Annotated in this window: 23 protein-coding genes and 1 other RNA gene; 12 read left to right on the top strand and 12 right to left on the bottom strand. The window is 44.9% G+C overall.

Features of this window, described 5'->3' with window-relative positions:
• Positions 1–17: 17 nt before the first annotated feature.
• Both F7R24_RS01605 and F7R24_RS01600 read right to left on the bottom strand, forming a co-directional pair.
• Positions 18–812 carry a response regulator gene (locus tag F7R24_RS01605; RefSeq protein ID WP_151669475.1) on the bottom strand — a complete coding sequence of 265 codons (795 nt, stop codon included), beginning with the start codon at positions 810–812 and terminating at the stop codon, positions 18–20.
• Positions 813–866: 54 nt separating this feature from the next.
• Positions 867–1412 carry a DUF2058 domain-containing protein gene (locus F7R24_RS01600; protein ID WP_151669474.1) on the bottom strand — a complete coding sequence of 182 codons (546 nt, stop codon included), beginning with the start codon at positions 1410–1412 and terminating at the stop codon, positions 867–869.
• A 143-nt stretch (positions 1413–1555) separates the two neighbouring features.
• Between F7R24_RS01600 and ffs the strand changes: the two genes are divergently transcribed.
• The 9 genes from ffs to F7R24_RS01555 all read left to right on the top strand — a co-directional run bounded on the left by ffs (position 1556) and on the right by F7R24_RS01555 (position 10393).
• Positions 1556–1652: signal recognition particle sRNA small type (gene ffs / locus F7R24_RS01595), an RNA gene on the top strand.
• A gap of 275 nt (positions 1653–1927) precedes the next feature.
• Complete coding sequence (nhaD, locus tag F7R24_RS01590) at positions 1928–3376, top strand: sodium:proton antiporter NhaD (protein ID WP_151669473.1); 1449 nt, start codon at positions 1928–1930, stop codon at positions 3374–3376.
• A gap of 72 nt (positions 3377–3448) precedes the next feature.
• Positions 3449–5218, top strand: coding sequence for a DNA polymerase III subunit gamma/tau (gene dnaX / locus F7R24_RS01585; protein ID WP_151669472.1), 1770 nt, complete (start codon positions 3449–3451; stop codon positions 5216–5218).
• Between the two features lie 13 nt (positions 5219–5231).
• Positions 5232–5555, top strand: a complete 324-nt coding sequence (locus F7R24_RS01580) for a YbaB/EbfC family nucleoid-associated protein (protein WP_151669471.1) — start codon at positions 5232–5234, stop codon at positions 5553–5555.
• Positions 5555–6163: a recombination mediator RecR gene (gene recR / locus F7R24_RS01575; protein WP_151669470.1), complete on the top strand. Its 609-nt coding sequence runs from the start codon at positions 5555–5557 to the stop codon at positions 6161–6163. The genes F7R24_RS01580 and recR overlap by 1 nt, the downstream gene beginning before the upstream one ends.
• Positions 6160–7362 (top strand): ribonuclease D, encoded by a 1203-nt coding sequence (rnd, locus tag F7R24_RS01570; protein ID WP_151669469.1) that lies wholly within the window; start codon positions 6160–6162, stop codon positions 7360–7362. The genes recR and rnd overlap by 4 nt, the downstream gene beginning before the upstream one ends.
• Entirely contained in the window at positions 7362–7649 is a 288-nt protein-coding gene (locus tag F7R24_RS01565; protein ID WP_151669468.1) for a YcgL domain-containing protein, read from the top strand. Before rnd ends, F7R24_RS01565 begins: the two co-directional genes overlap by 1 nt.
• Complete coding sequence (locus F7R24_RS01560; RefSeq protein ID WP_151669467.1) at positions 7649–8113, top strand: YcgN family cysteine cluster protein; 465 nt, start codon at positions 7649–7651, stop codon at positions 8111–8113. Before F7R24_RS01565 ends, F7R24_RS01560 begins: the two co-directional genes overlap by 1 nt.
• Before the next feature lie 84 nt (positions 8114–8197).
• Positions 8198–10393 (top strand): sensor domain-containing phosphodiesterase, encoded by a 2196-nt coding sequence (locus tag F7R24_RS01555; protein ID WP_151669466.1) that lies wholly within the window; start codon positions 8198–8200, stop codon positions 10391–10393.
• 90 nt (positions 10394–10483) lie between these two features.
• Here the strand turns inward: F7R24_RS01555 and rpsA are convergent, their stop codons facing one another.
• The 3 genes from rpsA to F7R24_RS01540 form a co-directional block, all read right to left on the bottom strand.
• The gene (gene rpsA / locus F7R24_RS01550) at positions 10484–12166 is read right to left on the bottom strand and encodes a 30S ribosomal protein S1 (protein ID WP_151669465.1); all 1683 of its coding nucleotides are present in this window, start codon (positions 12164–12166) and stop codon (positions 10484–10486) included.
• A gap of 239 nt (positions 12167–12405) precedes the next feature.
• Positions 12406–13248: a hypothetical protein gene (locus F7R24_RS01545; RefSeq protein WP_151669464.1), complete on the bottom strand. Its 843-nt coding sequence runs from the start codon at positions 13246–13248 to the stop codon at positions 12406–12408.
• Positions 13238–15331 carry a carboxy terminal-processing peptidase gene (locus F7R24_RS01540; protein WP_168926752.1) on the bottom strand — a complete coding sequence of 698 codons (2094 nt, stop codon included), beginning with the start codon at positions 15329–15331 and terminating at the stop codon, positions 13238–13240. Before F7R24_RS01540 ends, F7R24_RS01545 begins: the two co-directional genes overlap by 11 nt.
• Before the next feature lie 162 nt (positions 15332–15493).
• On the opposite strand from F7R24_RS01540, the gene F7R24_RS01535 reads away from it, so the two are divergent.
• Entirely contained in the window at positions 15494–16786 is a 1293-nt protein-coding gene (locus F7R24_RS01535) for a M18 family aminopeptidase (protein ID WP_151669463.1), read from the top strand.
• A gap of 15 nt (positions 16787–16801) precedes the next feature.
• Here the strand turns inward: F7R24_RS01535 and mnhG are convergent, their stop codons facing one another.
• The 7 genes from mnhG to F7R24_RS01500 are packed head-to-tail and all read right to left on the bottom strand — an operon-like array spanning position 16802 to position 22855.
• Positions 16802–17242, bottom strand: coding sequence for a monovalent cation/H(+) antiporter subunit G (gene mnhG, locus F7R24_RS01530; RefSeq protein ID WP_151669462.1), 441 nt, complete (start codon positions 17240–17242; stop codon positions 16802–16804).
• Complete coding sequence (locus tag F7R24_RS01525; RefSeq protein ID WP_206057448.1) at positions 17235–17504, bottom strand: MrpF/PhaF family protein; 270 nt, start codon at positions 17502–17504, stop codon at positions 17235–17237. The genes mnhG and F7R24_RS01525 overlap by 8 nt, the downstream gene beginning before the upstream one ends.
• A 20-nt stretch (positions 17505–17524) precedes the next feature.
• The gene (locus F7R24_RS01520) at positions 17525–17998 is read right to left on the bottom strand and encodes a Na+/H+ antiporter subunit E (protein WP_151669461.1); all 474 of its coding nucleotides are present in this window, start codon (positions 17996–17998) and stop codon (positions 17525–17527) included.
• Complete coding sequence (locus tag F7R24_RS01515) at positions 17995–19500, bottom strand: Na+/H+ antiporter subunit D (protein WP_151669460.1); 1506 nt, start codon at positions 19498–19500, stop codon at positions 17995–17997. Before F7R24_RS01515 ends, F7R24_RS01520 begins: the two co-directional genes overlap by 4 nt.
• Positions 19497–19844, bottom strand: a complete 348-nt coding sequence (locus F7R24_RS01510; protein WP_151669459.1) for a Na+/H+ antiporter subunit C — start codon at positions 19842–19844, stop codon at positions 19497–19499. The genes F7R24_RS01515 and F7R24_RS01510 overlap by 4 nt, the downstream gene beginning before the upstream one ends.
• Before the next feature lie 13 nt (positions 19845–19857).
• Positions 19858–20289, bottom strand: a complete 432-nt coding sequence (locus F7R24_RS01505; RefSeq protein WP_151669458.1) for a Na+/H+ antiporter subunit B — start codon at positions 20287–20289, stop codon at positions 19858–19860.
• Between the two features lies 1 nt (position 20290).
• On the bottom strand, positions 20291–22855 hold the full coding sequence (locus F7R24_RS01500) for a putative monovalent cation/H+ antiporter subunit A (RefSeq protein WP_151669457.1): 2565 nt from the start codon (positions 22853–22855) through the stop codon (positions 20291–20293).
• Between the two features lie 376 nt (positions 22856–23231).
• On the opposite strand from F7R24_RS01500, the gene F7R24_RS01495 reads away from it, so the two are divergent.
• Both F7R24_RS01495 and F7R24_RS01490 read left to right on the top strand, forming a co-directional pair.
• Positions 23232–24863, top strand: a complete 1632-nt coding sequence (locus F7R24_RS01495) for a BCCT family transporter (RefSeq protein WP_151669456.1) — start codon at positions 23232–23234, stop codon at positions 24861–24863.
• A gap of 190 nt (positions 24864–25053) precedes the next feature.
• Complete coding sequence (locus F7R24_RS01490; RefSeq protein WP_151669455.1) at positions 25054–26685, top strand: BCCT family transporter; 1632 nt, start codon at positions 25054–25056, stop codon at positions 26683–26685.
• The last annotated feature ends 60 nt before the right edge of the window (positions 26686–26745 follow it).

Below are 26745 nucleotides of genomic sequence, written 5' to 3'. Positions count from 1 at the left end.
CTAGCTGTTGCCGATGATTAATCTAGCATTCGCTGGAGTAAGCGCTTTACTAGAGTTGGCTCAAAGGGCTTATCGACCATGGCATTAACGCCACTTTGCGCAACATTGCTTAAGTGTGTTTGGTTGGCTTCAGAAGTCACCATTAAGATGGGAAGGTGGGACAGGGTTTCATGGCTGCGAATGTATTCGGTTAGTTCTAATCCGTTGACTTCGGGCATGTTGTAATCGGTAACCACTAGGTCAAACGTCTCGTTTTCTAGCATAGTGATGGCTTCGGAGCCATCAGCTGCTTGGGCAAAGTTATTTATACCTAGATTACTAAGTACGCGTTGAATCATTTTTCTGGCCATACGGCTATCATCAACAATCAATACTCTCAACGTTTCAGTATCATAAAATTCAAGTGATAATTCATCGCTTGATAGCAGGTCTATAGTAGCCGCAATAGCTGAGCTAAGATTCTGATGTGTAAACGGTTTTGGTAAGATAGCGATAACACCAGATTGCTTGAATGTTTCTAGTTGTTGGCGACGTGTTTCGCTTGATACCAGCATAAAAGGCAGTTCGGCAAACTCTGGCGTGTGTCGTATCCAGCCCAGTAAGTCGAGCGCAGTACCATCAGGAAAGTGCAGTGCACTGACAATCAGATCAGGTTTTATATGGTTTATTGAGTCTGTCGCTGCTTGGACAGAGTCTGCACTATCAATGGCTAAAACACCGGCTGCGTTGAGCTGCTGTGTAATAATCTTCCGTTGCAGTGGTGAGGGTTCAACCAACAATATGTTGAGTTGCGCAGCAGACAGTGATGCCATTATAACCTCATGAATTGAGTCTCTTTATACCAACCTTAGCAGTCTGGTGTTTTTTTACCAGTCTAAATCATCCGGAATTTGAAACTCAGCATATTCTGCTTCTTCAGCCGCAATTTTTTCACGCTTTTCAGTATCTTCTTTAATAACTGCGGTTGGATCTCGTTGCACGATACGATCCCCTATCACCACGGGAACCAGTTCAAATCGAGTATCCACACATACCAAAGCTAGGGTTCTATTCGTTAGTTGACGTTGAATATCGCTATTGATCCAAATTTGCTTAACTTTTCCTTGGCTAAGAAACTGATAGCGCACATCACCTTCTGTCGGAAGTGGAATACGGTGTTGCTGAACCAGTTGACGTATTTCAGCTTGAGCGGCTCGTTTTTGTTGTTCCTGCTTGCGAGCTTCATTCAAGGCTCGATCTTTTTCAATTTTTTGCAGGCGAGCCGCTTCAATCGCTTCAGCGGAAACAGATTCGTTGGACTTGGAATTTTTACCTTGCTTAGACTGTTTGCGCTGATCTAGCTCTACTTTTTTAACTTGTTTTTTACTGGCTAAACCAGCGTTGAATAATTGATCTTTTAATGAACCTGCCATGAAAAGCGACCCTTGAAACGCATTGATGTGTAATGACTAAGTGTATCATGAAGAGAAGGCGTATAAAGAAGATTTGCAATTCATGGTCTGGCTGCTTATACTTCGCGCCGACTCTTCAAGGAGTCATTGCGTTATGGTAACTCTGCCGGTCCTCTCGCAACGATACACCGTGAACCTGGTCAGGCCCGGAAGGGAGCAGCCACAGCGGTCGACTCGTGTGCCGGGATGTGGCTGGTGGAGTTGCCTCCATCACACATTCTTACCAAATAAAGCCTCCTGACAATCCCACCATCCAATCGTTTATCGCCTTGACGAATTGTTATGTTTTTTACGGACTAAATCCTTCTATTTATCATTTGGTTTTGTTCTTTAGTTATTCGTTATTAATCTAAAAGAAGTGTTGTTTTCATTCTTTCGATGCATAGTTGTGTCTGTTGCATTGCACTATACTGCACAGCCATCCTGATGACGCATTCGGTGTTGTCAAACTTTAATGTTTTAAGAAGTAAACGACCATGGCTTCCAAACGCTTCTTCTCTTTTCTTGCTGCGATTTTCGCACTTTTGTTGATCCCAAGTTTTGTTTTTGCTGCCACAGGACCTATTGACTTAACTAAGTCAGGTGCCGGCTATGTAGCCTTAATTATTTTTACCTTGGCGTATATCCTGGTAATGATGGAAGAGAAGTTGCATCTGCGAAAATCCAAGCCAGTGCTGGTTGCTGCGGGGGTGATTTGGGCTATTGCCGGTTGGGTTTACGTTCAAGCTGATATGGTTGGGATTCCCGAAGAAGCCTTCAAAATTACGCTGCTTGAATTTGCTGAGCTGATGCTGTTTTTATTAGTAGCGATGACCTATATCAACGCACTGGAAGAACGACGTTTATTTGATGCACTGCGTTCATGGATGGTTCGACAGGGTTTTAGCTACCGAACTCTCTTTTGGATGACGGGTTTCCTCTCTTTCTTTATCTCCCCAATCGCCGATAACTTAACCACAGCATTGTTAATGTGTGCTGTGGTGATGAAAGTGGGTGAGGGTGATAATCGCTTTATTAATCTCTGCTGTATCAATATCGTTGTGGCAGCCAACGCGGGTGGTGCGTTCAGTCCGTTTGGCGATATCACCACTCTGATGGTTTGGCAGGCCGGACTTGTGCGTTTTGATGAGTTCTTAGTGCTCTTCTTCCCGTCGCTAGTGAATTTCTTGATTCCAGCCATCATTATCAGCTTCTTTGTGGGTAATCAAAAACCCAGTGTGGTGGATGAAGAAGTTGAGTTAAAGCGCGGTGCTAGACGTATTCTTGCCCTCTTTTTGCTGACGGTTGCAACCGCGGTTGCGTGTCATACCGTGCTTCACTTACCACCGGTATTGGGCATGATGGCAGGTTTAGGTTATCTGCAATTCTTTGGTTACTTCCTAAGAGTGACACTGCCTAGCTCTTTGGCAAAAAAACGTTTAATGGCTGAACATGCTGGAGATAAAAAACGCTTAGAGCGTCTGGGAAGTGTGGTTCCTTTTGATGTGTTTAGTCGTGTAGCCCGTGCCGAGTGGGATACGCTTCTGTTCTTCTATGGCGTTATTATGTGCGTTGGCGGACTTGGTTTTATGGGCTATTTGGCAATGATGTCAGAAATTCTCTATAACCAGTGGGATGCGACTTACGCCAACATTGCGTTGGGGATTATTTCTGCTGTAATCGATAACATTCCAGTGATGTTTGCGGTCATTACCATGGAACCATATATGTCTCATGGACATTGGCTATTAATCACCTTAACTGCAGGTGTTGGCGGTAGTTTGTTATCAGTGGGTTCAGCTGCAGGTGTAGCATTAATGGGGCAAGCGCGCGGCATTTATACCTTTATGGGACACTTGCGTTGGATGCCTGTCATTATGCTGGGCTACATTGCCAGTGTGCTGATGCATTTATGGTTGAATGAGTCGTTGTTTAGTGTCTATTGAGGCAGGACGACACTAGTCAATTCATGCTAGCATAGCTCCTTTATCAGCGTGATATAGAGAGCCACGTTCTCCATGAGCTATCAGGTATTGGCGCGTAAATGGCGGCCACGAAAATTCAGTGAAATGGCTGGGCAGGAACATGTCCTGCGTGCATTGGTTAATGCGTTAGACAATGATCGCTTGCATCACGCGTATCTTTTTACCGGTACGCGAGGTGTCGGTAAGACTTCTATTGCACGATTATTTGCTAAAGCGTTGAATTGCGAAGAGGGTGTTTCATCTGTTCCATGTGGGATCTGCTCTGCCTGTAGAGAAATTGCTGAGGGTCGCTTTGTTGATCTGATTGAAGTCGATGCTGCGTCTCGAACCAAAGTTGAAGACACCCGAGAGTTACTTGAGAATGTGCAGTATGCACCGAGTCATGGTCGTTACAAAGTCTATCTGATAGACGAAGTACACATGCTCTCCAGTAGTTCATTTAATGCGCTATTAAAAACGCTTGAAGAACCGCCTCCGCACGTAAAGTTCTTGCTGGCAACCACCGATCCACAAAAACTGCCCATCACAGTTCTATCTCGCTGTTTGCAATTTAATTTGAAGAATTTAAGTCCTCAGCGAATTGTTGAACACCTGAACTATGTATTAACCGAAGAGCAAATTAGTTTTGATGAGCCGGCGCTTTGGTTATTAGCCCGCAGTGCTGATGGATCAATGCGTGATGCCTTAAGTTTGACAGATCAGGCCATTGCTTTTGGCTCTGGCAATGTGAATGAGGGCGATGTTCGAACCATGCTGGGTACGATAGATCAGCAATTGGTTTATCAAATATTGATTGGTTTGACGCAGCGTAACGCCGCTGATGTGATTCAAGCAGTGCAAACGCTCTCTGAGTTTAGCCCTGATTATGCCTCGGTATTGGCTGATTTAGTCAGTTTATTGCATCGAGTCGCTTTAGCACAGGTGTTACCGAACGCGATAGATAATAGCTTAGGTGATCAGCAACAAGTGATGCAGTTGGCTCAGCTGCTAACGCCAGAAGATGTGCAATTGTTCTATCAAATCGGCTTAATGGGTCGTAAAGATCTGCCTTATGCACCTGATTTGCGCGAAGGTTTGGAGATGGTGCTGCTGCGAATGCTGGCGTTCAGACCTGCTGATATATCACCTAGAAACAATGAAGTACCCTTAGCGTTTTCAAGCCAATCTTCTGAAACGCCAGTAGCAGTTGAAACGCCCGTTGATAATGTTACTTCAGCCCCTGCTTCTCAAGAGACTCACGAAATAGAAGAGACTCACGAAATAGAAGAGCCTCACAAAATAGAAGATCTACCTCCTTGGGAAGAGTTACCTCCGAGTGTTGAGTCGATACAACCTACTCAGGTTCAGCCTGAAGAGCATGAGCCATACTCTCCAAAAAAGCTTGAAGCTGCTGAGCCTAGCCCAGCAGCGCTTGGGCCGCTGAACCCAGATCAATGGGTAACGCTGGCTAATGAGTTGTCTTTAATCGGTATGACAGCCAGTATTTGCCGTAATCTTTCCTTAGAACAGGCTGATGTAGGAAAATTGGTGTTTCATTACACCCGTGAGCAGGGTGCTTTGATGAACGAAACCCAACAAGCTCGCATTAAAGAAGCGTTAGAGCAGTTTGTCGGGTCTAGCCTAGACATTGAGTTTATCCAAGCGGAGCAAAGCAGGGAAACACCGGCACAATATAGTTTACGTAAAAAAGCGGAACGACAAGCTGAAGCAGTTGTTTCTATGCAGAAAGACCCGCTGGTTCAACGTATAATTGAAGAATTTTCTGCTGAGTTAGATATAGATTCAGTTAGACCCATAGATTAAAGAGGAAAGCACTATGATGAAAGGTATGGGCGATATCATGAAACAAGCCCAAAAAATGCAAGAAGAGATGCAGCGCGTGCAACAAGAGATCGCTAATGCTGAAGTGCAGGGCGAGTCTGGCGCAGGTCTGGTTACGATTGTAATGACGGGTCGTCATGATGTGAAACGTGTCTCCATCGACAGCAGTCTAATGGAAGAAGATAAAGAGATTCTAGAAGATTTAATCGCTGCTGCCGTGAATGATGCCGTTCGTAAGGTTGAGTCAGACTCTCAGCAGCGTATGGCTAAAATTACGGGTGGTATGCAGATGCCACCTGGATTTAAGATGCCGTTCTGATGTCGTTAAGTCCACTGTTACAAGCGTTAATAACAGCACTGCGCTGTTTGCCCGGTGTAGGCCCAAAGTCAGCGCAGCGTATGGCTCTGCACTTGCTGGAGCGTGATCGAGAAAACGCTCGCACCTTGGCAAATGCTTTACTTGAGGCAGTCGACAAGATAGGTGAGTGCAACCAATGCCGTGCCTTGTCGGAAACACCCATCTGTGACATTTGTAGTGACTCAGGACGTGACCACAGTGTCATTTGTGTACTGGAGTCGCCTGTAGACTTAATGGCCATTGAACAAAGTGGTGGTTTTAACGGGGTTTACTTTGTCTTAAAAGGACACTTGTCACCGATTGATGGTATCGGTCCTGATGATTTAGGCATTCCCGCATTATTGGAACGGATTGATCAAGGTCAGGTAAAAGAAGTGATCTTGGCAACCAATCCAACGGTTGAAGGAGAGGCGACGGCTCACTTTATCTCGGCGCAGATCTCAGCAGATATTCGCGTGACTCGTATCGCACATGGGGTTCCTGTCGGTGGGGAGCTTGAGTTTGTAGACGGTGGTACCCTTGCACATGCCCTTTCTGGGCGTCGCACTATCAGTCGGGATAATAGATGACAGAGACGATTCAAGACTATCACTTTGGTCGGTTGGAGCAGAGTGCGCAACAGCCGATATGGATAGTTAAAGATGCCGAGCTGAAACACTACTGTGATCAATGGATGAAACTTTCATTGATTGCCTTAGACACAGAGTTTATGCGCATCGATACCTTCTACCCCATTCCCGGTTTGATTCAAGTCGCTGATCAAGATGCCTGTTATTTGATTGATCCGCTAGAGATAAGCGATATGGCACCCTTAGCTGAGGTGCTTGCTAATACTGACATCATTAAGGTTTTACATGCAGCCAGTGAAGATTTAGAGTTATTTAGACATCATTATGGCGTGGTCCCTGATCCTCTATTCGATACTCAAATTGCAGCTGCTTTTGCAGGTTGGGGATTTAGCATGGGGCTGCAGAAAATTGTCGAAAAAGCGCTCCAGATCAGTTTAGGGAAAGGCCATACACGCTCGGATTGGCTTCAGCGACCGCTTTCTGAAGAACAAACCTTATATGCGGCACTCGATGTAGCCTATCTTCCGGCCATAGCCAAGCAATTGACTGACGAGCTAAATGCCTTAGGTCGTTATGAATGGATGTTGGATGAATGCCAATCTCTGTGTCATTCATCCAGAGATGAAGACCCTGAAGGTTTGGATTATTATTTGCGTTTCACGCAGATGAACATTCGCTCAGCCTCTACCTTAGCTGGCTTGCGAGATTTAACCGCTTGGCGAGAACAAACCTGTCGTAAACGAAATCTCTGTCGTCCGCATGTGTTAAGAAATGAAGCCATTGTGACCATTATCGATACATGGCCAACCCATCTTAAACAGTTAAGTGATCTTCGTGTACTGAGGCCTCAGCACCTAAAAGATGATGGTAAAGTCATTTTGAATATTCTTAAGCAGGCGCAAGAGTCAGCTGAGGCAGATCCACCCAAACCTATCCAGCTTCCATTACACGTTTATAACAGTGCAGCCTTGAAGAGATTGAAGTCAATTGGTAAAGAAATAGCCAAAAAAGAAAATCTTCTGCCTGAGCTATTGATCCGTCGACGAGATATAGAAAAACTGATCAATTCGAAAGATGATCAAGGCGGCTACCACCTACCACCCAGTTTGCAGGGATGGAGGAAAGCGTTATTAGCTGACAAGTTACTGGATGCGCTGAAAAAGATAGATAACCAACCCGTTGAAACACAGGAAACCTGATGCTTATTTGTTCGATATATCGCAGTTCTCGAAAAGATGAAATGTATCTTTATGTAGATAAACGTGATGGCTTAAAACAGGTGCCTGAAGCGCTCATGGATCGTTTTGGTAAAGCCTTACATGTGATGGATATGCCTATTTTACCGGGACGAAAGCTGGCGCGTGTCGATGTTGAAAACGTCACGGCAGCTATTCGTGAAAAAGGTTTTTTCCTACAAATGCCACCCCCTAAAGAAGAGTATTTGTTAGATCTTTTTAAGGATCGTCCAGAGTCAGGAGTGCGTTAATGACTGAGCAACTTCCATTCTGGCAGCGAAAAAAATTACATGAGATGAACCATGAAGAGTGGGAGTCTCTCTGTGATGGTTGCGCCTTGTGCTGTTTGCATAAAATCGAAGATGAAGATACCGATGAGATTTTTTATACCTCTGTGGTCTGCCACTTACTGGATGATGAAACCTGTCGATGCACCCGTTACCAAGAACGCACCGTTTTAGTGCCTTCATGTGTTCACTTAAGGCCGCAGGATGTTTCAGAGTTCCATTGGTTGCCACCCAGTTGTGCTTATCGCTTAGTTCATGAAGGTCAGCCCTTGCCAGATAGACATCCATTGGTTAGTGGGCGCAAAGAGTCGATGATAGACTCAGGTATGTCAGTATTGAATGTTTATGAAATTAAAGATGATGAAATAGAGTGTGATGATGATCTAATCGATTTTGTGATGGAAGAAGGCATCATTTTTCGAGGTTGATTTAAGCCTATTGATCTTAAGAGTATAGTGAGCCGTATTATTTCAATATAGTCATGTATTGTATTAATAGAAGCGGAGTTGCGAGTGGTTTCCTTCATACCAGGCAAGCAAAGAGTGCGTCCCGCTTCTTTTAAAGTTTATTTTTATCTATTTGTTTTTCTTGTTATTTCCTCTGAGATTTCTCGTTTCTTTACATTGCCAGACTATGCCCTTTCAGTGATTTGGCCTCCAGCAGGTATTTTTGTTGCAGCTGTATTGGTGTTTGGTTCTAGAGTCCTACCCGTTTTAATTCTGGCTATGGTCTTTTGGAGTCAGTTGTTCCAAAGTTCTTCATGGACCCTCAGTTTACTCTTCTCTTTTGGATTAGCATTTGGCAGTTGGTTGGGTGCTAAAGCGATGCAGCCTGCATCATCAGACTTAACGCCTACTCAGCAACTCATAAGGCTTTACCTGGGTGGGGTGTTATTGGCATCTGGCATCAGTAGCTTGTTCGGAACGGTTGGTATCATGCTGGAGAACCCACTGAATGACTATGCTTTTCATGATATCTGGCTGGTGTATTGGGCCTTTGAAGCCTTCGGTGTCATGCTTTTTGCTCCTATCGCCATACTCATTTTGCTTGATAAGAGAGATCTTTTTAATCGTGTAATCGAAGACCTGTCCAGAAAAGAGTTGAAAATATGGCTATTTATTAGCCTGTTAATGGCTGGCATGAGTGTGTTGTGGAGTGTTCAGGGGCAGTCTCTTTATGCTACTGCTACGGCCTATACATTTTTTCCGTTACTCTGCTGGCTAGTTCTCACTGCTGCACGAGCAACGCTATTTTCTCTGTTACCTGTATTTGCGATGGCGTTTGTTATTTTTGCCTTAAAAGGATGGGCTGATGTCCAGTTAATAGTTGATATTGATGGATTAATTAAGGTTTTATTGCAACTATCCAGTGTGCTGTTATTGGCTCATTTAGTGGCAACCTTAAGTTTAGAAAGAAATCTGTTGTTAGATGGCTTTAGACGACAAGCCGTTCGCGATCATTTAACCGGATTGCAAAATGATCGTGGTTTAAACGCATTTTTAGAGAGGTGGATACATAAAAATCATCATGATCAGTATCGGTTAGTCCAGTTGGATATACTGGATTTTGACGATCTGCGCTTAATGATTGGTTTTGATGCTGCCTGTGACATTGAGCGTAATCTAAGTCAACAACTCATTTCGCTTCAGTGTCGTCAATTATCACGTTTAAGTGCGGGCAGTTATGTCTGGTTAATGTCTGACCAAACCGACACATCGGATATTCAACTGAATCAACTTTATGATCAATTGAATCGTCCATTGAAAGAGATAGAAGACAATAAACGTCCGATCCAAGTCGCTATCGCATCCATTCCTTTTGACAATAAGCTTGATTCGCCGGTGAAATGTCTAACTGCGCTTAATCAGGCGGTAGATGTGGCTAGAAAAATGCCTCGACGTATTTGGAAAGAATCGCAGGCTGTTACGCTGATTGAACAGCGTCAGGCATTAGTTGATCAATTTGATCTACTCAAGAAAGCTATTGATAATCAAAAACTTCAGTTATATGCGCAAATGATACGGCCTTTAGCAGTGTCAAAAGTATCTAATGGTTTGATGTATGAAATTCTGATACGCATTAAGAATGATCGAGGTGAAGTACAGGCGCCGGCCGAATGCTTAAATGTTGCTAAAGTGTTTGGTTACATGCCCGTTGTGGATTATTGGGTAATAGAAGAGACATTAAAATACTTGTCTGAGCGAACAGAGAGGTTGGAAAATACGGCTCGATGTTGCATAAATTTGTCGGGGCAAACACTGATGTCGACCGAACTTATTGAACATATTCAAAGCTGTTTTGAACGTTACCCAGTTGAGCAACAGAAGATTTGTTTTGAAATTACTGAGACAGAGGTGATTGAGGATGAAAGAGTAGCATCTAAAGTGATCAATGCTCTTCGAGCTATGGGCTGCAAAGTGGCATTAGATGATTTTGGAACCGGTTTTGCTTCCTATGAATATCTGTATCGATATCAGTTTGATTATTTGAAGATAGATGGCCGTTTTGTTCGCAATATGTTGACCCATCCGGTTGATCAAGTCACTGTGCAGTCTATTGCTCAAGTCGCTCAGGCGATGGGCTTGGAGACTGTGGCAGAGTTTGTTGAGTCGGATCAGATGTTGGACATGCTGACCGTTTTTGGTGTGACTTATGCTCAGGGTTATGGCATCGCTCATCCGCAACCATTAACAGAACTCATGCCTTAAGCTCTCAGAATGATAGAGGCTTTGGAATGAAAAGACGTTAGGCACAAAAAAGGCACCCGAAGGTGCCTTTTTCACAAAACACTAATCAGATTAGTTGTTTTGGTTAGCCATCTGTTGCTTGATCAAGTCACCGATAGTGGTAGGACCTGCCACTTCAACTTCTTGATTGCGAACAGCGCTGATAGCAGCTTTCTCTTCAGCTTGATCTTTTGCTTTGATCGACAAGTTGATGACGCGGTTACGACGGTCAACATTGATGATCTTAGCTTCTACCGCATCGCCTTCTTTTAGGATGCTGGTAGCATCTTCAACGCGATCAGCTGATAGCTCAGATACTTTCAGTTGAGCTTCTACGCCTTCAGCCAGTTCAATCACTGCGCCTTTAGCATCAACACTCTTCACAGTACCGTTAACGATAGTGCCTTTGTCGTTGCTTGCTGCGAACTCAGCAAATGGATCGCTTTCCAGTTGCTTGATGCCCAAAGAGATACGCTCTTTTTCAGCATCAATTGACAGGATAACGGCTTCAACTTCGTCACCTTTCTTGTACTGGCGTAGTGCTGTTTCAGCATCCGCTTCCCAAGAAATGTCAGACATGTGAACCAGTCCATCAAGATCATTATCAAGACCAACGAAGATACCGAAGTCAGTGATGGTTTTGATCGTACCAGTGACTTTATCGTTAGCAGCGAACTTCTCAGAGAAGGCAATCCATGGGTTAACGGTGCACTGTTTGATGCCCAAGGAGATACGACGACGCTCTTCATCAACATCAAGGATCATCACTTCTACCTCATCACCGATCTGAACGATCTTAGATGGGTGGATGTTCTTGTTAGTCCAAGACATTTCAGAAACGTGTACCAGACCTTCAACGCCGTCTTCGATAGAAGCAAAGCAGCCGTAATCAGTTAGGTTGGTCACGCGAGCTGCAACTTTAGAGCCAGCTGGGTAACGGTTTTTGATCGCTTCCCATGGATCTTCAGACAGTTGCTTCAGGCCAAGAGAGATACGGCCAGAATCTTTGTCGAACTTGATGATGCGAACAGAGATCTCATCACCTGGGTTCAGCATTTCACTTGGGTGAGAGATACGCTTCCACGCCATATCAGTGATATGAAGTAGACCGTCAACGCCACCTAGGTCGATGAACGCACCGTAGTTAGTCAGGTTCTTAACGAAACCTTTAACCACTTGGCCTTCATCAAGTGCCGCTAGAAGTTCATCGCGCTGAGCGCTGTTAGCTTCTTGCATAACCGCACGACGTGAAACAACGATGTTGTTACGCTTAGGATCTAGCTTGATCAGCTTGAACTCTAATTCCTTGCCTTCAAGGTGATCGACGTCACGAACTGGACGTACGTCAACCAATGAACCTGGCAAGAAACCTTGAATATTGTTAATGCTGACAGTAAAACCGCCTTTGACTTTACCAGAGATATAACCTTTAACGGTTTCTTCGGCGTCAAATTTGCTCTGAAGAACTTCCCAAGCCTCTGAACGCTTAGCTTTTTCACGTGACAGACGTGTTTCACCGAAACCATCTTCAACGGCTTCTAGAGCAACTTTAACGAAGTCACCTAGTTTGATTTCAAGCTCGTTGTTGTCGTTTAAAAACTGTGAGCGAGGAATAACCGCTTCAGATTTTAAACCGGCATTGACGGTTACCCAGTCGCTATCGATATCAACGACTTCACCTGTAACCAGTGTGCCTGGAGTCATATCCAGAGATTGTAAAGATTCTTCAAAAAGATCAGCAAAGCTTTCGCTCATGAAATTGTCCTATAGTTTGCCGCAATTGCAGCTTCCAGCCTGTATCGCCAGTTATACAGGGTCGGTTAGCATTAATCGTTTAGCTGATACGCTACTGGCGAAGTATCAGTTCCACGAAAAAAGAGGTCAAATTATACAGGGCTTGCATATAAGTTGATACCTTTTGCATAAAAAATGCTCAGTTTTAAGGAGTGATGTGAAAGGTGTTTGAGCTGTTTTATTGCAGTAGAAGGTTAATGTTAGGGTAATAGATGAGCCATGTGCTGCTGCAAGGCAGTTCGAAGTTCTCTTTGGCAAGGTGGCAGCACTATATCAAGATCTTCCTGTAAAATAGGAGATAAACGATGGTTGTCAGGACTGCCCAAAAAGTCGCGAATCTCACGCTCTTCGCTAAAGTTGTTAGCGGCTAAGTCGACCGCATCACCCACGCAGAACATGAATGCAGGTAAAAAATCGACAACAATTTCAGTTCTTTGCACAGCATCCAGCATTAATGAATTACTAAATACAAAACGTTCGTATTCCATTCGACCGGCAGCCGCCATAATTTCGAGTCGGAAATTGCTAAAGCGCTGTGCATCAGCTGACTGACGTAAATAAGTCATCAGCATACGTTCAACACGCTGTAATTCTTGATTGAAGTTTTCTGGCATGAAATGTTCAGCAATACGGCGATCTTCTTCAAAACTTTGTAATTGAACTTCTAATGCCTCTATTTGCTGTCTTAGTGTTCTGTTTTCGATAATTAAGTTTTCTCTATCGCGAACAAGGCTATGCACTACACGTTCTGCGGGGGTTAAGTTTTCTGTACCGAATGTGGAAGGAAGCTGGGTTTCACCAAGAACGCCCTCAGTTGATTCGAATTGAGAACCACGCAGATCAAAACCAAACTTTTCAAGGTTAACTTGGTTGGCAGCCGTTTGTTGCTGAAGGGCCCCGTAGCCGAAGAAGCCGGCTACGCCTACGAGGATAACAACGATGGGTGCAGCAATAATTTTTACTAGATTCTTCTTACCTTTGGTTGACTGCTCAGCCCCTTCATCAGAAGAGGCTGGCTTTTTTTCTTTGTCATCAGTTGCCATTCACGACTCTGTTAGATGTCTGAGCGGTATTTGATAGATGAACATCTATAAAATCGACCATGATTTCTGCTGTTTCAAATAGAATTGACTCAGCTTCTGGATTGATGGATCGTCCTTGGCTGTCTTTGGGAAGTAAGTCATCTAGATCGCTTAATTTAGCAATAGGTGGTTCACCCTTAGCCATTCTGCGTTCATTTTCCGTACTGATCTGCCAACGCTCTACTTCGTCACGTTGATCACGGACTTCTGAAATGTTTAAGGGTACTTCGGTTAATTGACGTTGTTCTCTGCTGCGTTCAACTTGCTGTTGCATGAACACAAAGTCAGGGTTCTCAGCGACGCGATTTTCATGCCGAAGAATTAAATCATCTAACACGGGTGTTAAGCTTGGGAAGCGACCGTGACGCACTGGATGAACAGTATCCCAAGGCAGGGCGCCTTCTAAAGCGCTTTCGCCAACGACTTTCTCGTCAAACAGTGTTGGGAAAATGATATGAGGCTCGACCCCTTTGTTTTGCGTACTTTCACCAGAAATACGGTAAAACTTGGCATGTGTCAGTTTCATTTGGCCGTGTTCTAGGGGCAGCAATGTTTGCACTGTTCCTTTACCAAAAGTGCGACTGCCTACCACTAATCCACGATTATAATCCTGTATAGCCCCCGCAAAAATCTCTGAAGCTGATGCACTGAGGCGATTAACAATGACCGCCATAGGACCACTCCAGGCTACTTTCGGGTCAAAGTCACCCAGAATATCAACCCGTCCGGTTGCATCACGAATTTGAACGGTTGGACCACGGCTGATAAATAAACCGGTCAATTCATTTGCTTCACGCAATGAACCACCACCGTTATTGCGAAGATCGACAACAAGCGCGTCAATATTTTCGGTTTTCAACTCTTCAATTAAACGCTCTACATCGCGTGTGGTACTTTTATATTCTGGATCTCCGGCTTGCATAGCAGCAAAGTCGATGTAGAAAGCGGGTATCTCAATAACACCGATGCGATAGGGCTGACCTTGACGTTCAACATCGATAATGCGGCGCTGCGCTGCTTGTTCCTCAAGTCGAACGCGATCACGGGTAATCGTGATGACACGACGAGCTGAGCGATCAATTGAGTCGGCTGGGATGATTTGTAAGCGAACCGTGCTTTCACGCGGGCCACGTATCAAATTAACCACTTCGTCGAGTCTCCACCCAATCACGTCTTGGATGGGGCCTTCTTCATCTTGACCAACACCGACAATAATATCAGAAGGGCGGAGCTGACCAGCTAGATCGGCGGGTCCACCCGGAACCAATCTAACCACTTTAGTATGCTCATCTTCACCCTGAAGTACTGCACCAATTCCCTCTAAAGACAAGCTCATATTGATCTGGAAATTTTCTTGATTGCGAGGCGATAAATATTGACTGTGTGGATCAAACACATGAGCAATTGCGTTGGCATAACGTTCAAATACATCTTCGTTATTGGTTTGCTCCAGACGATTGATTTGACTTTCGTAACGCTGAATCAGTGTTTCGCGTGCTTCTGCAAGGGTTTGATCGGCTAATTTTAAGCTGATTAAGGCATTTTTTAGGCGTTTGTACCAATGCTCATCCATTTCTTCAGAAGTACGGATCCAATCTGCTTCAGACCTGTCTGTTTCAATGGTTAGTTCGGAATTAAAATCAAATACATGCTTATCATCGTTTAAAAGATTGAGCATGAAATTAAGACGTTCAAGCTGTCGCTGATGAAAGCGATTATAGATAGCAAAGCCTGTTTGGCTATTGCCCATCAGTATTTCCAGACCTATAACTTCTCTGGCATGTTCAAACTCTCTCACATCAGAAGAGAAAAGGTAGATCCTGGATGGGTCTAAATCTTTGAGATAGCGGTCAAAAATGTCAGACGACATCTGTTCATTGAGTTGTTTGCCGCTATAGTGATTATGCTGGAGTGATGCTATGACATCTAACAAGGCTTCTTCATGCTGTCTTTCTGCTGTGAAACGAGCGTGAATAGGCATTGAAAGCATCAGCAATGCGATCAAAATGACGCTTAGCAGTGTTGTGAACTTAAATCTGATCATTGTCTGGATAGTTCCTGATTATTCCATCTCTGAAGTAAGACATCATTCAGTGTACGCTGGTTCCATTATGTTTGGTTCTAATCATACAGGATATTCCAGTGTAGTCATCGGCAGGAGTAATGTAAAATAAAGGAAATGTTGACATATTTTTAGGAGCTGCTTGTGAGTAGCAAGTTAAACAAACAGGTTTTTAACCAACAACTATTAAGTTTTTTGGATGCATCACCAACCCCCTTTCATGCGGTCAAGAGTATGAGATGCTTGTTAGATGATGCAGGTTTTATTTTTTTAGACGAGTCGTCACATTGGAATCTTGAGGCTGGAAAGGGCTATTACTCTACGCGAAATGGTTCATCAATTATAGCGTGGAGGCAGCCTACTGATAGTCATGGTTTTGAATCAGGTATTCGCTTTACTGGCGCACATACTGATTCCCCTTGCTTAAAAGTTAAACCTCAGCCTGAATTACTCAAACAGGGCTATTTCCAACTCGGTGTTGAGGTTTATGGTGGCGTTCTGCTCAATCCTTGGTTTGACCGTGATCTATCCTTAGCGGGGCGTATTACGGTTAAACAAACCTCAGGTGATATTAAAAGTCATTTAATTGATTTTCAAAAGCCCATAGCCATTATACCAAGCTTAGCTATTCATCTTGATCGTGAAGCGAATGTCACACGAAGTATTAATGCGCAAACCTATTTGCCGCCTATCGTAGGTCAAGCAACTGAAAAGCCAGACTTTCGTGAATTACTGAAACAGCAGCTTTTATCGACCACGGATACTTCAATTGAACAGGTTTTGGACTACGAACTGGCATTTTATGACTGTCAAAAAGCTAGCTTAGTGGGCTTAGACGAAAACTTTATCGTGTCTGCTCGTTTGGATAATCTCTTAAGCTGTTTTATTGGATTGCAGGCACTTTTGGTATCAACGTCGGGGGCAGGGCAAGTATTGATCTGTAATGATCATGAAGAAGTTGGCAGTGCGAGCGCCTGTGGTGCTCAAGGCCCTATGTTGTCTCAATGGTTGGACCGAGTGTTACCTAGAGAGTCAAATCGTTATGCCATCTTAGCGAACTCACTATTTATTTCAGCTGATAATGCGCATGGAATACATCCGAATTTTGCAGAGCGTCATGATGATAATCACGGGCCACTCTTAAATCAGGGACCCGTGATCAAAGTTAACGCCAATCAACGTTACGCCAGTAATAGCGAAACCAGCGCTCAATTCCGCGATTTAGCCAATAGGGCAGGTGTTAAGGTACAAAGTTTTGTGGTGCGTAGTGATCAAGGATGCGGTAGCACGATTGGCCCCATTGTTGCGACGGAAACCGGTATCCCAACCGTTGATGTCGGGGTTCCTCAGTTTGCGATGCATTCCATTAGAGAAACCGCCGGGGCCGAGGATGCGTTTGGCTTAGCGAAAGTATTGGAACAGCATTACCAGTCGTAATGCTGCTCTTTATCCTTAATCTTTTTTGTCTTTAGAAGAGACTCTAATGCGAGGTTTATAGTCGAGATTCTGACGATAAACCTCCAGTTCTTCTTCGGTTTCCAATCCGCTCATTAATCGATGCGAGTCTGGATCATAACAGTTGATCAACTCATCCTTCACTGTTTTACTCCATACCGGTACTCCGACGAAGTAACCTGCTCGTCCAATAGCATGCGCTGCGATGGGTGCAGTAATCAGGATGAAAATAATAACTGCCAAGCTTTTCGCCATCACCACAGAATCAAAAAAGTGAAAACTAGCCGCAATCATCATCAAGGTAATGCCTAAGGCACCTGCTTTGGTGCTGGCATGCATGCGAGTCAGCAAGTCTGGTAATCGAAGTACACCAATGGCAGCGAGTAAAATAAAAATAGAGCTACTAAGCATTAATAACTTAATTATCCAATCAATCATCTCGTGGACCTCCGCGCTCTAAGAATCGAGCAAAGCCTATCGCGGCTAAAAATGCAGTTAACGCAGCAACGATGGCAACATCGATGAAGCTAGACGTATCAGTGTAAATGGCATAAGCACCGATCATAGCAACGATGACCGACGCCAATAGCTCTAGGGCAACGACTCGATCGGGTAGCGTTGGACCGATGATCAGTCGAATGAAGATAATCACCATTGCTAAGCTCATCGTGGCAAAGCTTAAATAAATGACAAATTGCACAGTTCCTCCCGTTAAATCGGTTAGCGAAGGATTTCTAAAACCCGACGCTCCATCTCTTTGAGGTCATCACGAACAGACTGCTCATCATCAAGGAACATCGCATGGATAAATAACACCCGTCTGTCGTCGGAAACATCCAAACTCAGGGTTCCGGGTGTCAGCGAAATAATGTTGGCAACCATGGTGATTTCCATCTCTGTGCGAGCTTCCAGAGGAAAGGCGATCACACCGGGTTTCATATGCCAAACAGGAGTTACGATATCAAAGGCAACACGCATGTTTGCCATGATCAACTCTCTAAAGAAAAAGAAGATAAAGCGAATCAGTCGTGGTAAGCGACTGGTGTACCCCCTTAGCATGGGTATTTGGCGTTGCATCAGTCCTAGGACGATGTAGCCAACAACCATGCCCGCGAATAGATTAATGCCGCTAAGATCTCCGGTTAATACCACCCAAATAAGTGCGAGTAGCAGGTTCCACATAAATCCCATCATGGTTTCACCCCCAGAACCGCTTCGATATAACCCGCTGGGTTCATCAATTGTTGGGCGGAAAATTCAGCCATCATATAAATGGGCTGGCCATTTAAGCCGATAAATAAGGTGCAAGCCGCTAAAATGATCACAGGTAGATATAACGCTGCCAATGAGGGCGTCATGGCTTGATTAAGACCACTGCCATCTGTTTCATCGGGTAGCTTTTTCCAGAAAGCCTCAGCCCAGATTTTGATCATGGAGTACAGCGTGAGTAGTCCCACTAATAACGCCACGCCAGTGACCACCCAAGCTTCAGCTTCAATCCCTGCGCGAATCACGATAAATTTTGCAAAAAATCCGGAAAGCGGAGGAAGTCCAGCCAGTGATAATGCTGGTATCAGGAACATGACACTTAAGAAAGGACGACTTTTGTACAAACCGCCGAGCTTTTTCAAGTCGTAAGTTCCTAGTAATCGGTGTGCAATACCACTGATCAGGAATAGATTCGTCTTCACGATGATATGGTGCATGATATAAAACACCCCACCAATAATGGCTAAAGGTGTAAACAGCGCCAATCCAAGCAGCATGTAGCCGATCTGACTGACAATATGGAATGATAATATTCGACGGAACTCAAACTGTGCCGCTGCACCTAGAACCCCTGTGATCATGGTGAATGCAGCCACCCATAACAGCAGTTGATGAGTAAACTCTGGACTCTGGTTGAATATAAGCGTAAATACACGGAAAAGTGCATAGACGCCGACTTTGGTCAACAAGCCTGCGAATAGGGCAGAAACAGCGACAGGGCCGGTATGATAAGAAGCGGGTAGCCAGAAAAACAGCGGAAAAGCTGCTGCTTTGATGCCAAAAGCCACCATAAACATGACCGCAATCACATCCACAAGGCCAGTATGCTCAGTCTGAGAAAGCTTCAGTGCAATATCGGCCATATTGAGTGTACCGACTAAGCCATAGAGTAAGCCGATGGCACTGAGGAAGATTGCTGAGGAGAGAAGGTTTAGAGTGACATACTTAACAGCCCCTTCCATTTGAGCGCGTTCGCCACCCAAGATCAGCAGGGCAAAAGAGGCGACTAGCATCACTTCAAACCAGACATACAGGTTGAAAATATCGCCAGTTAAGAAGGAGCCTGCAACACCCGCCAGCAAAAGGTGCATTAAAGGGTAGTAACCAAAGCGCTCATGGCTCGCGGATGCAGACGATAAAGAGAACACCGCAATCGCCACAGCCATCATGCCCGTCAGTACAACCATGATCGCGCTGAGCATGTCTGCGACTAGGGTAATACCATAGGGCGCAACCCAGCCGCCCATGTACATAACGACGTGGCCTTGTTCCTTGACGCTGACCAATAGCCAGATGCTGGCTATCAGCAAAGCGATACTTCCAATAATGGAAAGTATTTTTTGCAACATATTAGAACGCCACACTAACAGTGTTAGCGTACCTGTCATCAGTGGGACAATTATCGGCAGTGCAACTTCTGGGCTCACGTGTCGGTATCCTTCATCTGATCCAGGTTGTCGGTATGAATAATGTTGTATGCACGGTGTATCAGTACCACTGCAAATGCGAGTACACCGAATGCAATCACTATCGCGGTTAGAATTAATGCTTGCGGTAAGGGGTCTGCAATGATGCCTTCAGGCTGCATGGCTCCCACTGGAATCAGAGGAGGAGCGCCGCGCGTCATGCCAGCGGAAGTAAATATTAATAAGTTAGCCGCATTTGAGAGTAGCATTAAGCCAATCACCAGCTTAACAATACTGCGCCTTAGCATCATGTAGATAGCGGCGGCATACAAACAGCCCACCGCAATTGCCATTATAGGTTCCATTGTTTTCCCCTTCTTAGCGCTCTTCAGTTTCAGTCAATGCCACTAGCATCAGCATCACCGAACCAAAGACCGTAAAGTACACACCAATATCAAAAATAAGAGGTGTCGATAACTTAATTTCGTTGCCACCTGGAAGCATCACTGGCCACCATTGTGAGGTTAAAAAGGCTTCACCTTGAAACCAAGCAGGGAAGATTGAAATCATTCCCAAAAACAAGCCAATGCCGATAAGATTGCGGGGATCGATTCGCATTAAGTCACGCGTCATTACCGCACCAAAGGTAAAGAGATACAGCGCAAAGGCTCCTGAGGCAACAAGACCTGCAATGAAGCCACCACCGGGTTCATTGTGACCTCGAAGCAACAAAAACACCGAGAAAAGTAACTGTAGCGGAACTAAAAAACGAGCCGCTACATGAAGAATCAACGTACCTGGCTTCATCATGTTACTGAGCTCCTTTGTTTGATTCTGAGTTGTTGCTCTGCTCATCGGAAGATGTTGTGTTTAAAGAATCATCTTCAGTCGCATTAGAAGAATTGGATGCTGTCAGTGAAGACGTTTCAGTGGCAATTTTTGCTTCCGCTTCAGCCTTGATTCTTAATTTTTCTGCACGAATCTGTTCTTCTTTAATCTGCTTACGCTCATCCAATGACAACACTAGATGCTTTTCGGGAACCTGCTTGGGTGGAAGGATTAGAGTTCCGGCATAATGGTTTGCCCCGGGTTGTGTATCCGGGCGGAATTTAATCATGGCGTAAACACCTAACGCTGCCAGTGCGAGTACGAAGATCTCACCCAGGGTATCCAGTGCGCGGTAGTCTACTAATATGACGTTAACGATATTACGTCCATAAGCTAAAGGCTGACTGTTTTCGATCATGTAGTCTGAAATGGATGGGAACAACTGCACATCTATAGTGATCATGATCAATAATGTCATCAGCACACCCGTCAGCACAGCGACAAACGCATCTCTGCCGCGCTCCGCAGGGGTTGATGTGCTGGAGAAACCCGGAAGGCGGAAGAGTACTAATACCAGCAGGATGACGGTCAGTGTTTCCACTAAGATTTGAGTGATGCCTAAATCTGTTGCACTGAATAAAATAAAGATTAAGGCAACTGAGAAGCCTACTGATCCCATGGTTGCTACGGCGCCAAGTCGTGAACCCGTGATACTGACGGCGGCTGCGGCTGATACCAGAATCAGTACAACGACTATTTCATGTAAATACACGCTGACATCCCAGTTCCAGTGAACTTGGTAACGCCATAGTAGTGTGTAGCCTGTTACACCCACAAAGGTCAGTATGATGGTGCGAAGGTAATTACGCATCGAACCATTTTGTAGCACACGTGTTTGCCACTCTGAGACAATCACAATGCCCTGCATAAAGCGGAAATAACCTGCTTCTGGACCTCGTTCAATGATGGGGTTAAGGATGCGCAAGGTATCCCTTAGGGTATCCCAATAACGGTATAGACCATAACCTACGGCAAGGCTGATTATTGATAGAAGCAGTGGCAGGTTAATGCCGTGCCAGAGTGCTAAATATCCTTCTATCGGTTGACCTGCAACAGCCATAGAAGCAGGTAAGGTAATTAACTGACCTGTCACAGCAGGGAACAAGCCCGCAAGCAATGATAAGGTTGTTAAAACAACCGGTCCAGCTAGCATCAATTTAGGTGCTTCATGAATGGTACGAGCTTGTGGCACAAAGCGTCCGTAGAAAGGTTTGAGCGCGATCACTGCGGCAACGACAACCACAAAGATGGCTGATGTAATCACCATTAATATGATTAATAAACCTACGGGGCCTTTGAGAAGGGATTCTAGCAACAATTCTTTTGCGACAAAGCCAAACATCGGTGGCAAACCTGCAAGGGAAAAAGCAGCTATTAAGGTGCAGATCGCCGTAATTGGCATCAATTTTCTTAGCCCGCCGAGTTGTGTGACATCACGAGTTCCAGTTTCGTGGTCAACAATCCCCGCCAGCATAAACAGCGCACCTTTATAAAGAGAATGCGCTAGTAAATAGGCTGCAAACGCCATCATGGCGAGTTCTGTACTTAAACCTAGCAACAGAGTCAATGTACCTAGAGCCATCACTGTCGAGTAGGCAAGCAATTTTTTCAAATCGGTGCTGCGAACGGCCATAAATGCACCCGTTAGCATGGTTAGGGCACCGAAAGAGGTCAGTGTATTGATCCAGAACTCTGTACCACCCAGTTCAGGGTAGAGACGAGCCATCAAATAGATCCCCGCTTTAACCATGGTTGCAGAGTGAAGATAAGCACTGACAGGCGTCGGTGCGGCCATGGCATTGGGAAGCCAGAAATGGAAAGGGAATTGAGCGGATTTGGTGAATGCACCTAAAAGGATACAGATCATCATGCCCACATAAAGAGGATGCTCGCTTAACACTTCTGAGCTATTGAAGATTTCTTGCAGCGAGTAACTCCCCCCTGCGCCAGCAAGCATGATAAGCCCTGCGAGCAGTGCAAGACCTCCGCCGACAGTAACTATCAAACCTTGCAAGGCTGCTTTACGAGCATCAGCACTTTCGTGTTTAAACCCGATCAGTAAATATGAGGTGATGCTGGTCAGTTCCCAGAATACAAATAGGGTGATGAGATTGTCAGCAAGGATTAATCCGAGCATAGACCCCATAAATGCCAGTAGGGTAACTAAAAATCTGGCTAAGTCTTTATGACCTTTTAAGTAACTACCTGCATAAAGCAGAATAAATGTACCAATGCCGCAGATTAATAACGCGAACATCAGTGATAGACCATCTAGCACCATGGTCAGTGAGATATCTAAGCCGGGTATCCATGCGTACTCATGAACCAATATGCCACCACTGGTGATTAAGGGGATGTGAGACGCAAACCATAGGGTCAATGCAGCAGGCAGAAGTGCCAAAATGTTAGCAGTTCGGGCCTGTTGTTTGCTGTACAGCCAGGGTGTCAGCGCGGCCAGAAGGTAAATAACCAAGACGCTTAGTTGCATGGTTTATCCTGTTCAATTTCCGGTCGTTTAACGTGCCCGTGCTAGTAGCAGGCCACTCTTATTGTATGAATACTCACTGACATTCTACATAAGTAGAAAGTTCCGTAAAGACTTATCGAAATGACACGTTTATTTATTAAGTAATTGTATTTGTCGTGAATAAGCACGTGTAGGGCGCAGTTGTGGCGCAGAAAAATGGTTGAGTTGTTAGTGTAAAAATCATCAGTGCTCTGCTGATATTGCTGAGAAAAATAACATGAGTGGATATTAGGAGCGCATTGTATTGCCGGTCTCTATGACGCTTTGCTGAGGTATCAGTAGAAAGATTTCAGAGAGCGATATTCAATCAACATAATTGAACGGAGTATCTGTCATTATGGGTGTACATGACGCTAAAGATCCAATGGTGCCTGATGGTGAGGTCAATGCTATCGATACAGACTACCAAATTGGACAAGACAACATTGAATTAAAAATTGGGCCATTTGGCTTAGATATCCATAACCGTGTTTTCCTGATTTCTGCTATTTCAGTGGTTGCGTTTGTTATCTTGACTGTGGTGTTTCAGTCTCAAGTAGAGCCATTGTTTACTCAGATTAGAAACTGGTTAACGGGCAACCTAGGTTGGTTTTTTATCAGTGCAGCTAATATTTTCGTATTACTTTGCCTATTTTTGATTGTTTCACCCTTGGGTAAAGTTCGTTTAGGAGGGACTGAAGCCAAACCAGACTTTTCCTATCTAAGTTGGTTTTCCATGTTGTTTGCGGCAGGAATGGGTATCGGGCTGATGTTTTTTGCCGTATCTGAACCTTTGTCTCATTTCTCATCATCATTGGGTGGCGTTGCTGGTGAAGTAGGAGCACGAACCGATTGGGCTCCCTTAGGAGCCGCAGCAGGTGATCCGTTGGCCGCAGAGCGCCTGGCGATGGCTGCGACAATATTTCACTGGGGATTACACCCTTGGGCAATCTATGCGGTTATTGCGTTAAGTTTGGCATTATTCTCCTTTAACAAAGGATTGCCACTGACGATGCGTTCGGTATTTTATCCGTTATTAGGTGAGCGGGTATGGGGTTGGCCAGGTCACTTTATTGATATCTTGGCTGTGTTTGCAACCCTTTTTGGCTTGGCAACTTCTCTAGGCTACGGTGCTTCACAAGCAGCGGCGGGTTTAGAGTATTTATTTGATATTCCAGGTGGGGTAACCACACAAGTGGTGCTGATCTTTGCAATTACCATTATTGCATTGATATCAGTTATTGCAGGGTTAGAAGCGGGTGTTAAACGTCTTTCACAAGTCAATATGGTCATGGCAGTCATGCTCATGCTGTTCGTTATTCTTGTGGGCCCAACACTCGCTATATTTACGGGTTTCTTTTCAAACTTAGCTGCGTATTTTCAAAATTTACCGGCTTTATCTAACCCAATAGCACGAGAAGATAGTAATTTCGCCTCAGGATGGACTGCTTTCTATTGGGCCTGGTGGATCTCCTGGTCACCCTTTGTCGGTATGTTTATAGCGCGTGTTTCTCGTGGACGCACTGTACGAGAGTTTATGATCTCTGTATTACTGATACCTTCTGCTGCCTGTGTGCTGTGGATGACCGTGTTTGGTAGTACAGCGATCAGCCAGTTTGTTTCGGGGTACAGTGCAGCTGCCGATGCTGCTTTACCTTTGCAGCTGTTTTTATCTCTTGAAGCCTTACCCTTGGTCCAGATTACCTCCTTTATCGCCATTATCTTGGTTGTAGTATTTTTTATCACTTCTTCAGATTCTGGTTCGTTGGTCATCGATACGATTGCAGCGGGTGGGAAAGTCAATGCACCGACACCCCAACGTGTTTTTTGGTGTACTTTTGAGGGTGTCATCGCCATTGTATTGTTACTAGGTGGAGGTCTTGCAGCGCTTCAAGCAATGGCGGTTTCGACAGGTTTTCCATTCACCATTGTTCTTTTAGTGGCTTGCGTTGCGGTATTGAAAGGGCTTGCTTCAGAGCCGCGAAGTTAGCTTTTTGTTGGTCTTCCCAGTTTTAGCTGAATTGTACAAGGCTAAAACTGGGTGTTACCATAAAAGACTGAATAGTATTTCCTTATGAATAATGCATTAATCATAAGTTATTCTGATGTAGTGCGCTTTCTTGTGAGACATTGCCGATGGAAATATTAAACAAAAACTAGCAAGCGAGGTTTCTTTCACTATGAGTGAGCATGACTCGAAAGACCCAATGGTGCCTGACGGTGAGGTCAATCCCATAGATACGGATTACCAAATTGGACAGGATAATATTGAATTACAAATAGGCCCTTTTGGCCTTGATATACACAACAGAGTCTTTTTAATATCCGGTCTTACGGTAGTTGCTTTTGTTATTCTTACCTTAGCCTTTCAGGCCCATCTTGAACCACTGTTTAATAATCTACGAAACTGGTTAACCGGTAACTTAGACTGGTTTTTTATCAGTGCGGGTAATATTTTTGTACTCATCTGTTTATTTTTGATTGTCTCTCCATTGGGCAAAGTCCGCCTAGGTGGTACTGAAGCGACACCTGACTTTTCCTACCTTGGCTGGTTTTCAATGCTGTTTGCCGCAGGTATGGGTATCGGATTGATGTTCTTTGGTGTATCTGAACCGCTGTCTCATTTCGCATCCTCAATGGGCGGTGTTGCTGGTGAAGCGGGCGCTAGAACAGACTGGGCGCCGTTAGGTGGTGCGGCAGGTGATCCACAAGCGGCTGAACGTTTGGCCATGGCTGCGACCATTTATCACTGGGCACTTCATCCTTGGGCTATCTATGCTGTTTTGGCGTTGGCGTTAGCCTTGTTTTCCTTCAATAAAGGTTTGCCATTAACGGTTCGCTCAGTCTTCTACCCACTATTGGGTGAGCGAGTATGGGGCTGGCCTGGTCATATTATTGATATCTTAGCGGTGTTTGCGACACTGTTTGGCTTGGCGACGTCATTAGGTTTTGGTGCTTCTCAAGCAGCGGCAGGCTTAAATTATCTATTTGGATTGCCTGAAGGCACGACCATGCAGGTGCTATTGATCTTCGGTATTACCTTGATCGCATTAGTGTCGGTGGTTGCAGGTTTAGAGGCCGGTGTTAAGCGATTGTCTCAGATTAATATGACGCTGGCTGTTTTGCTCATGCTGTTTGTGATCCTGGTTGGTCCTACGTTAGCGATATTGACGGGCTTCTTTGCCAATCTAGCTGCTTATTTTCAACACTTACCTGCACTTGCTAATCCGATAGGCCGCGAAGACAGTAACTTTGCTTCTGGCTGGACTGCTTTCTACTGGGCGTGGTGGATCTCTTGGTCGCCATTTGTCGGTATGTTTATTGCGCGTGTGTCACGAGGACGCACCGTGCGTGAGTTTATGATCTCTGTGCTATTGATACCCTCGGCGGCCTGTGTGCTTTGGATGACTGTATTTGGTGGCACAGCGATCAGTCAATATGTGGGTGGCTACTCTGGCGCCGCGGATGCTGCACTTCCGCTGCAATTGTTTAGCATGCTGGATGTATTGCCACTGGCACAGATTACGTCCTTCATCGCAATCATCTTAGTGGTAATCTTCTTTGTCACCTCTTCTGACTCAGGTTCATTGGTTATCGATACCATTGCTGCGGGTGGTAAGGTCAATGCGCCCACACCACAACGCGTATTCTGGTGTACCTTTGAAGGCTTAATAGCGGTGGCTTTGTTACTAGGCGGTGGTCTTGTTGCCTTGCAAGCCATGGCTGTGAGTACAGGCTTTCCATTTACGATTGTACTCTTGGTTGCTTGCGTAGCCTTGTTCAAAGGACTGGCGTCTGAACCACGAGGTTGATATTTAACCCGCAAAGCTCGCCAGAGACGTTTCGGCTGTGGCGAGCTTTCATTAATCATA

This window comes from Nitrincola schmidtii (genome assembly GCF_008973715.1).
Taxonomy (GTDB): Bacteria; Pseudomonadota; Gammaproteobacteria; order Pseudomonadales; family Balneatricaceae; genus Nitrincola; species Nitrincola schmidtii.
The sequence above is the reverse complement of the archived record's forward strand: the minus strand, read 5'-3'. Positions and strand labels throughout refer to the sequence as shown.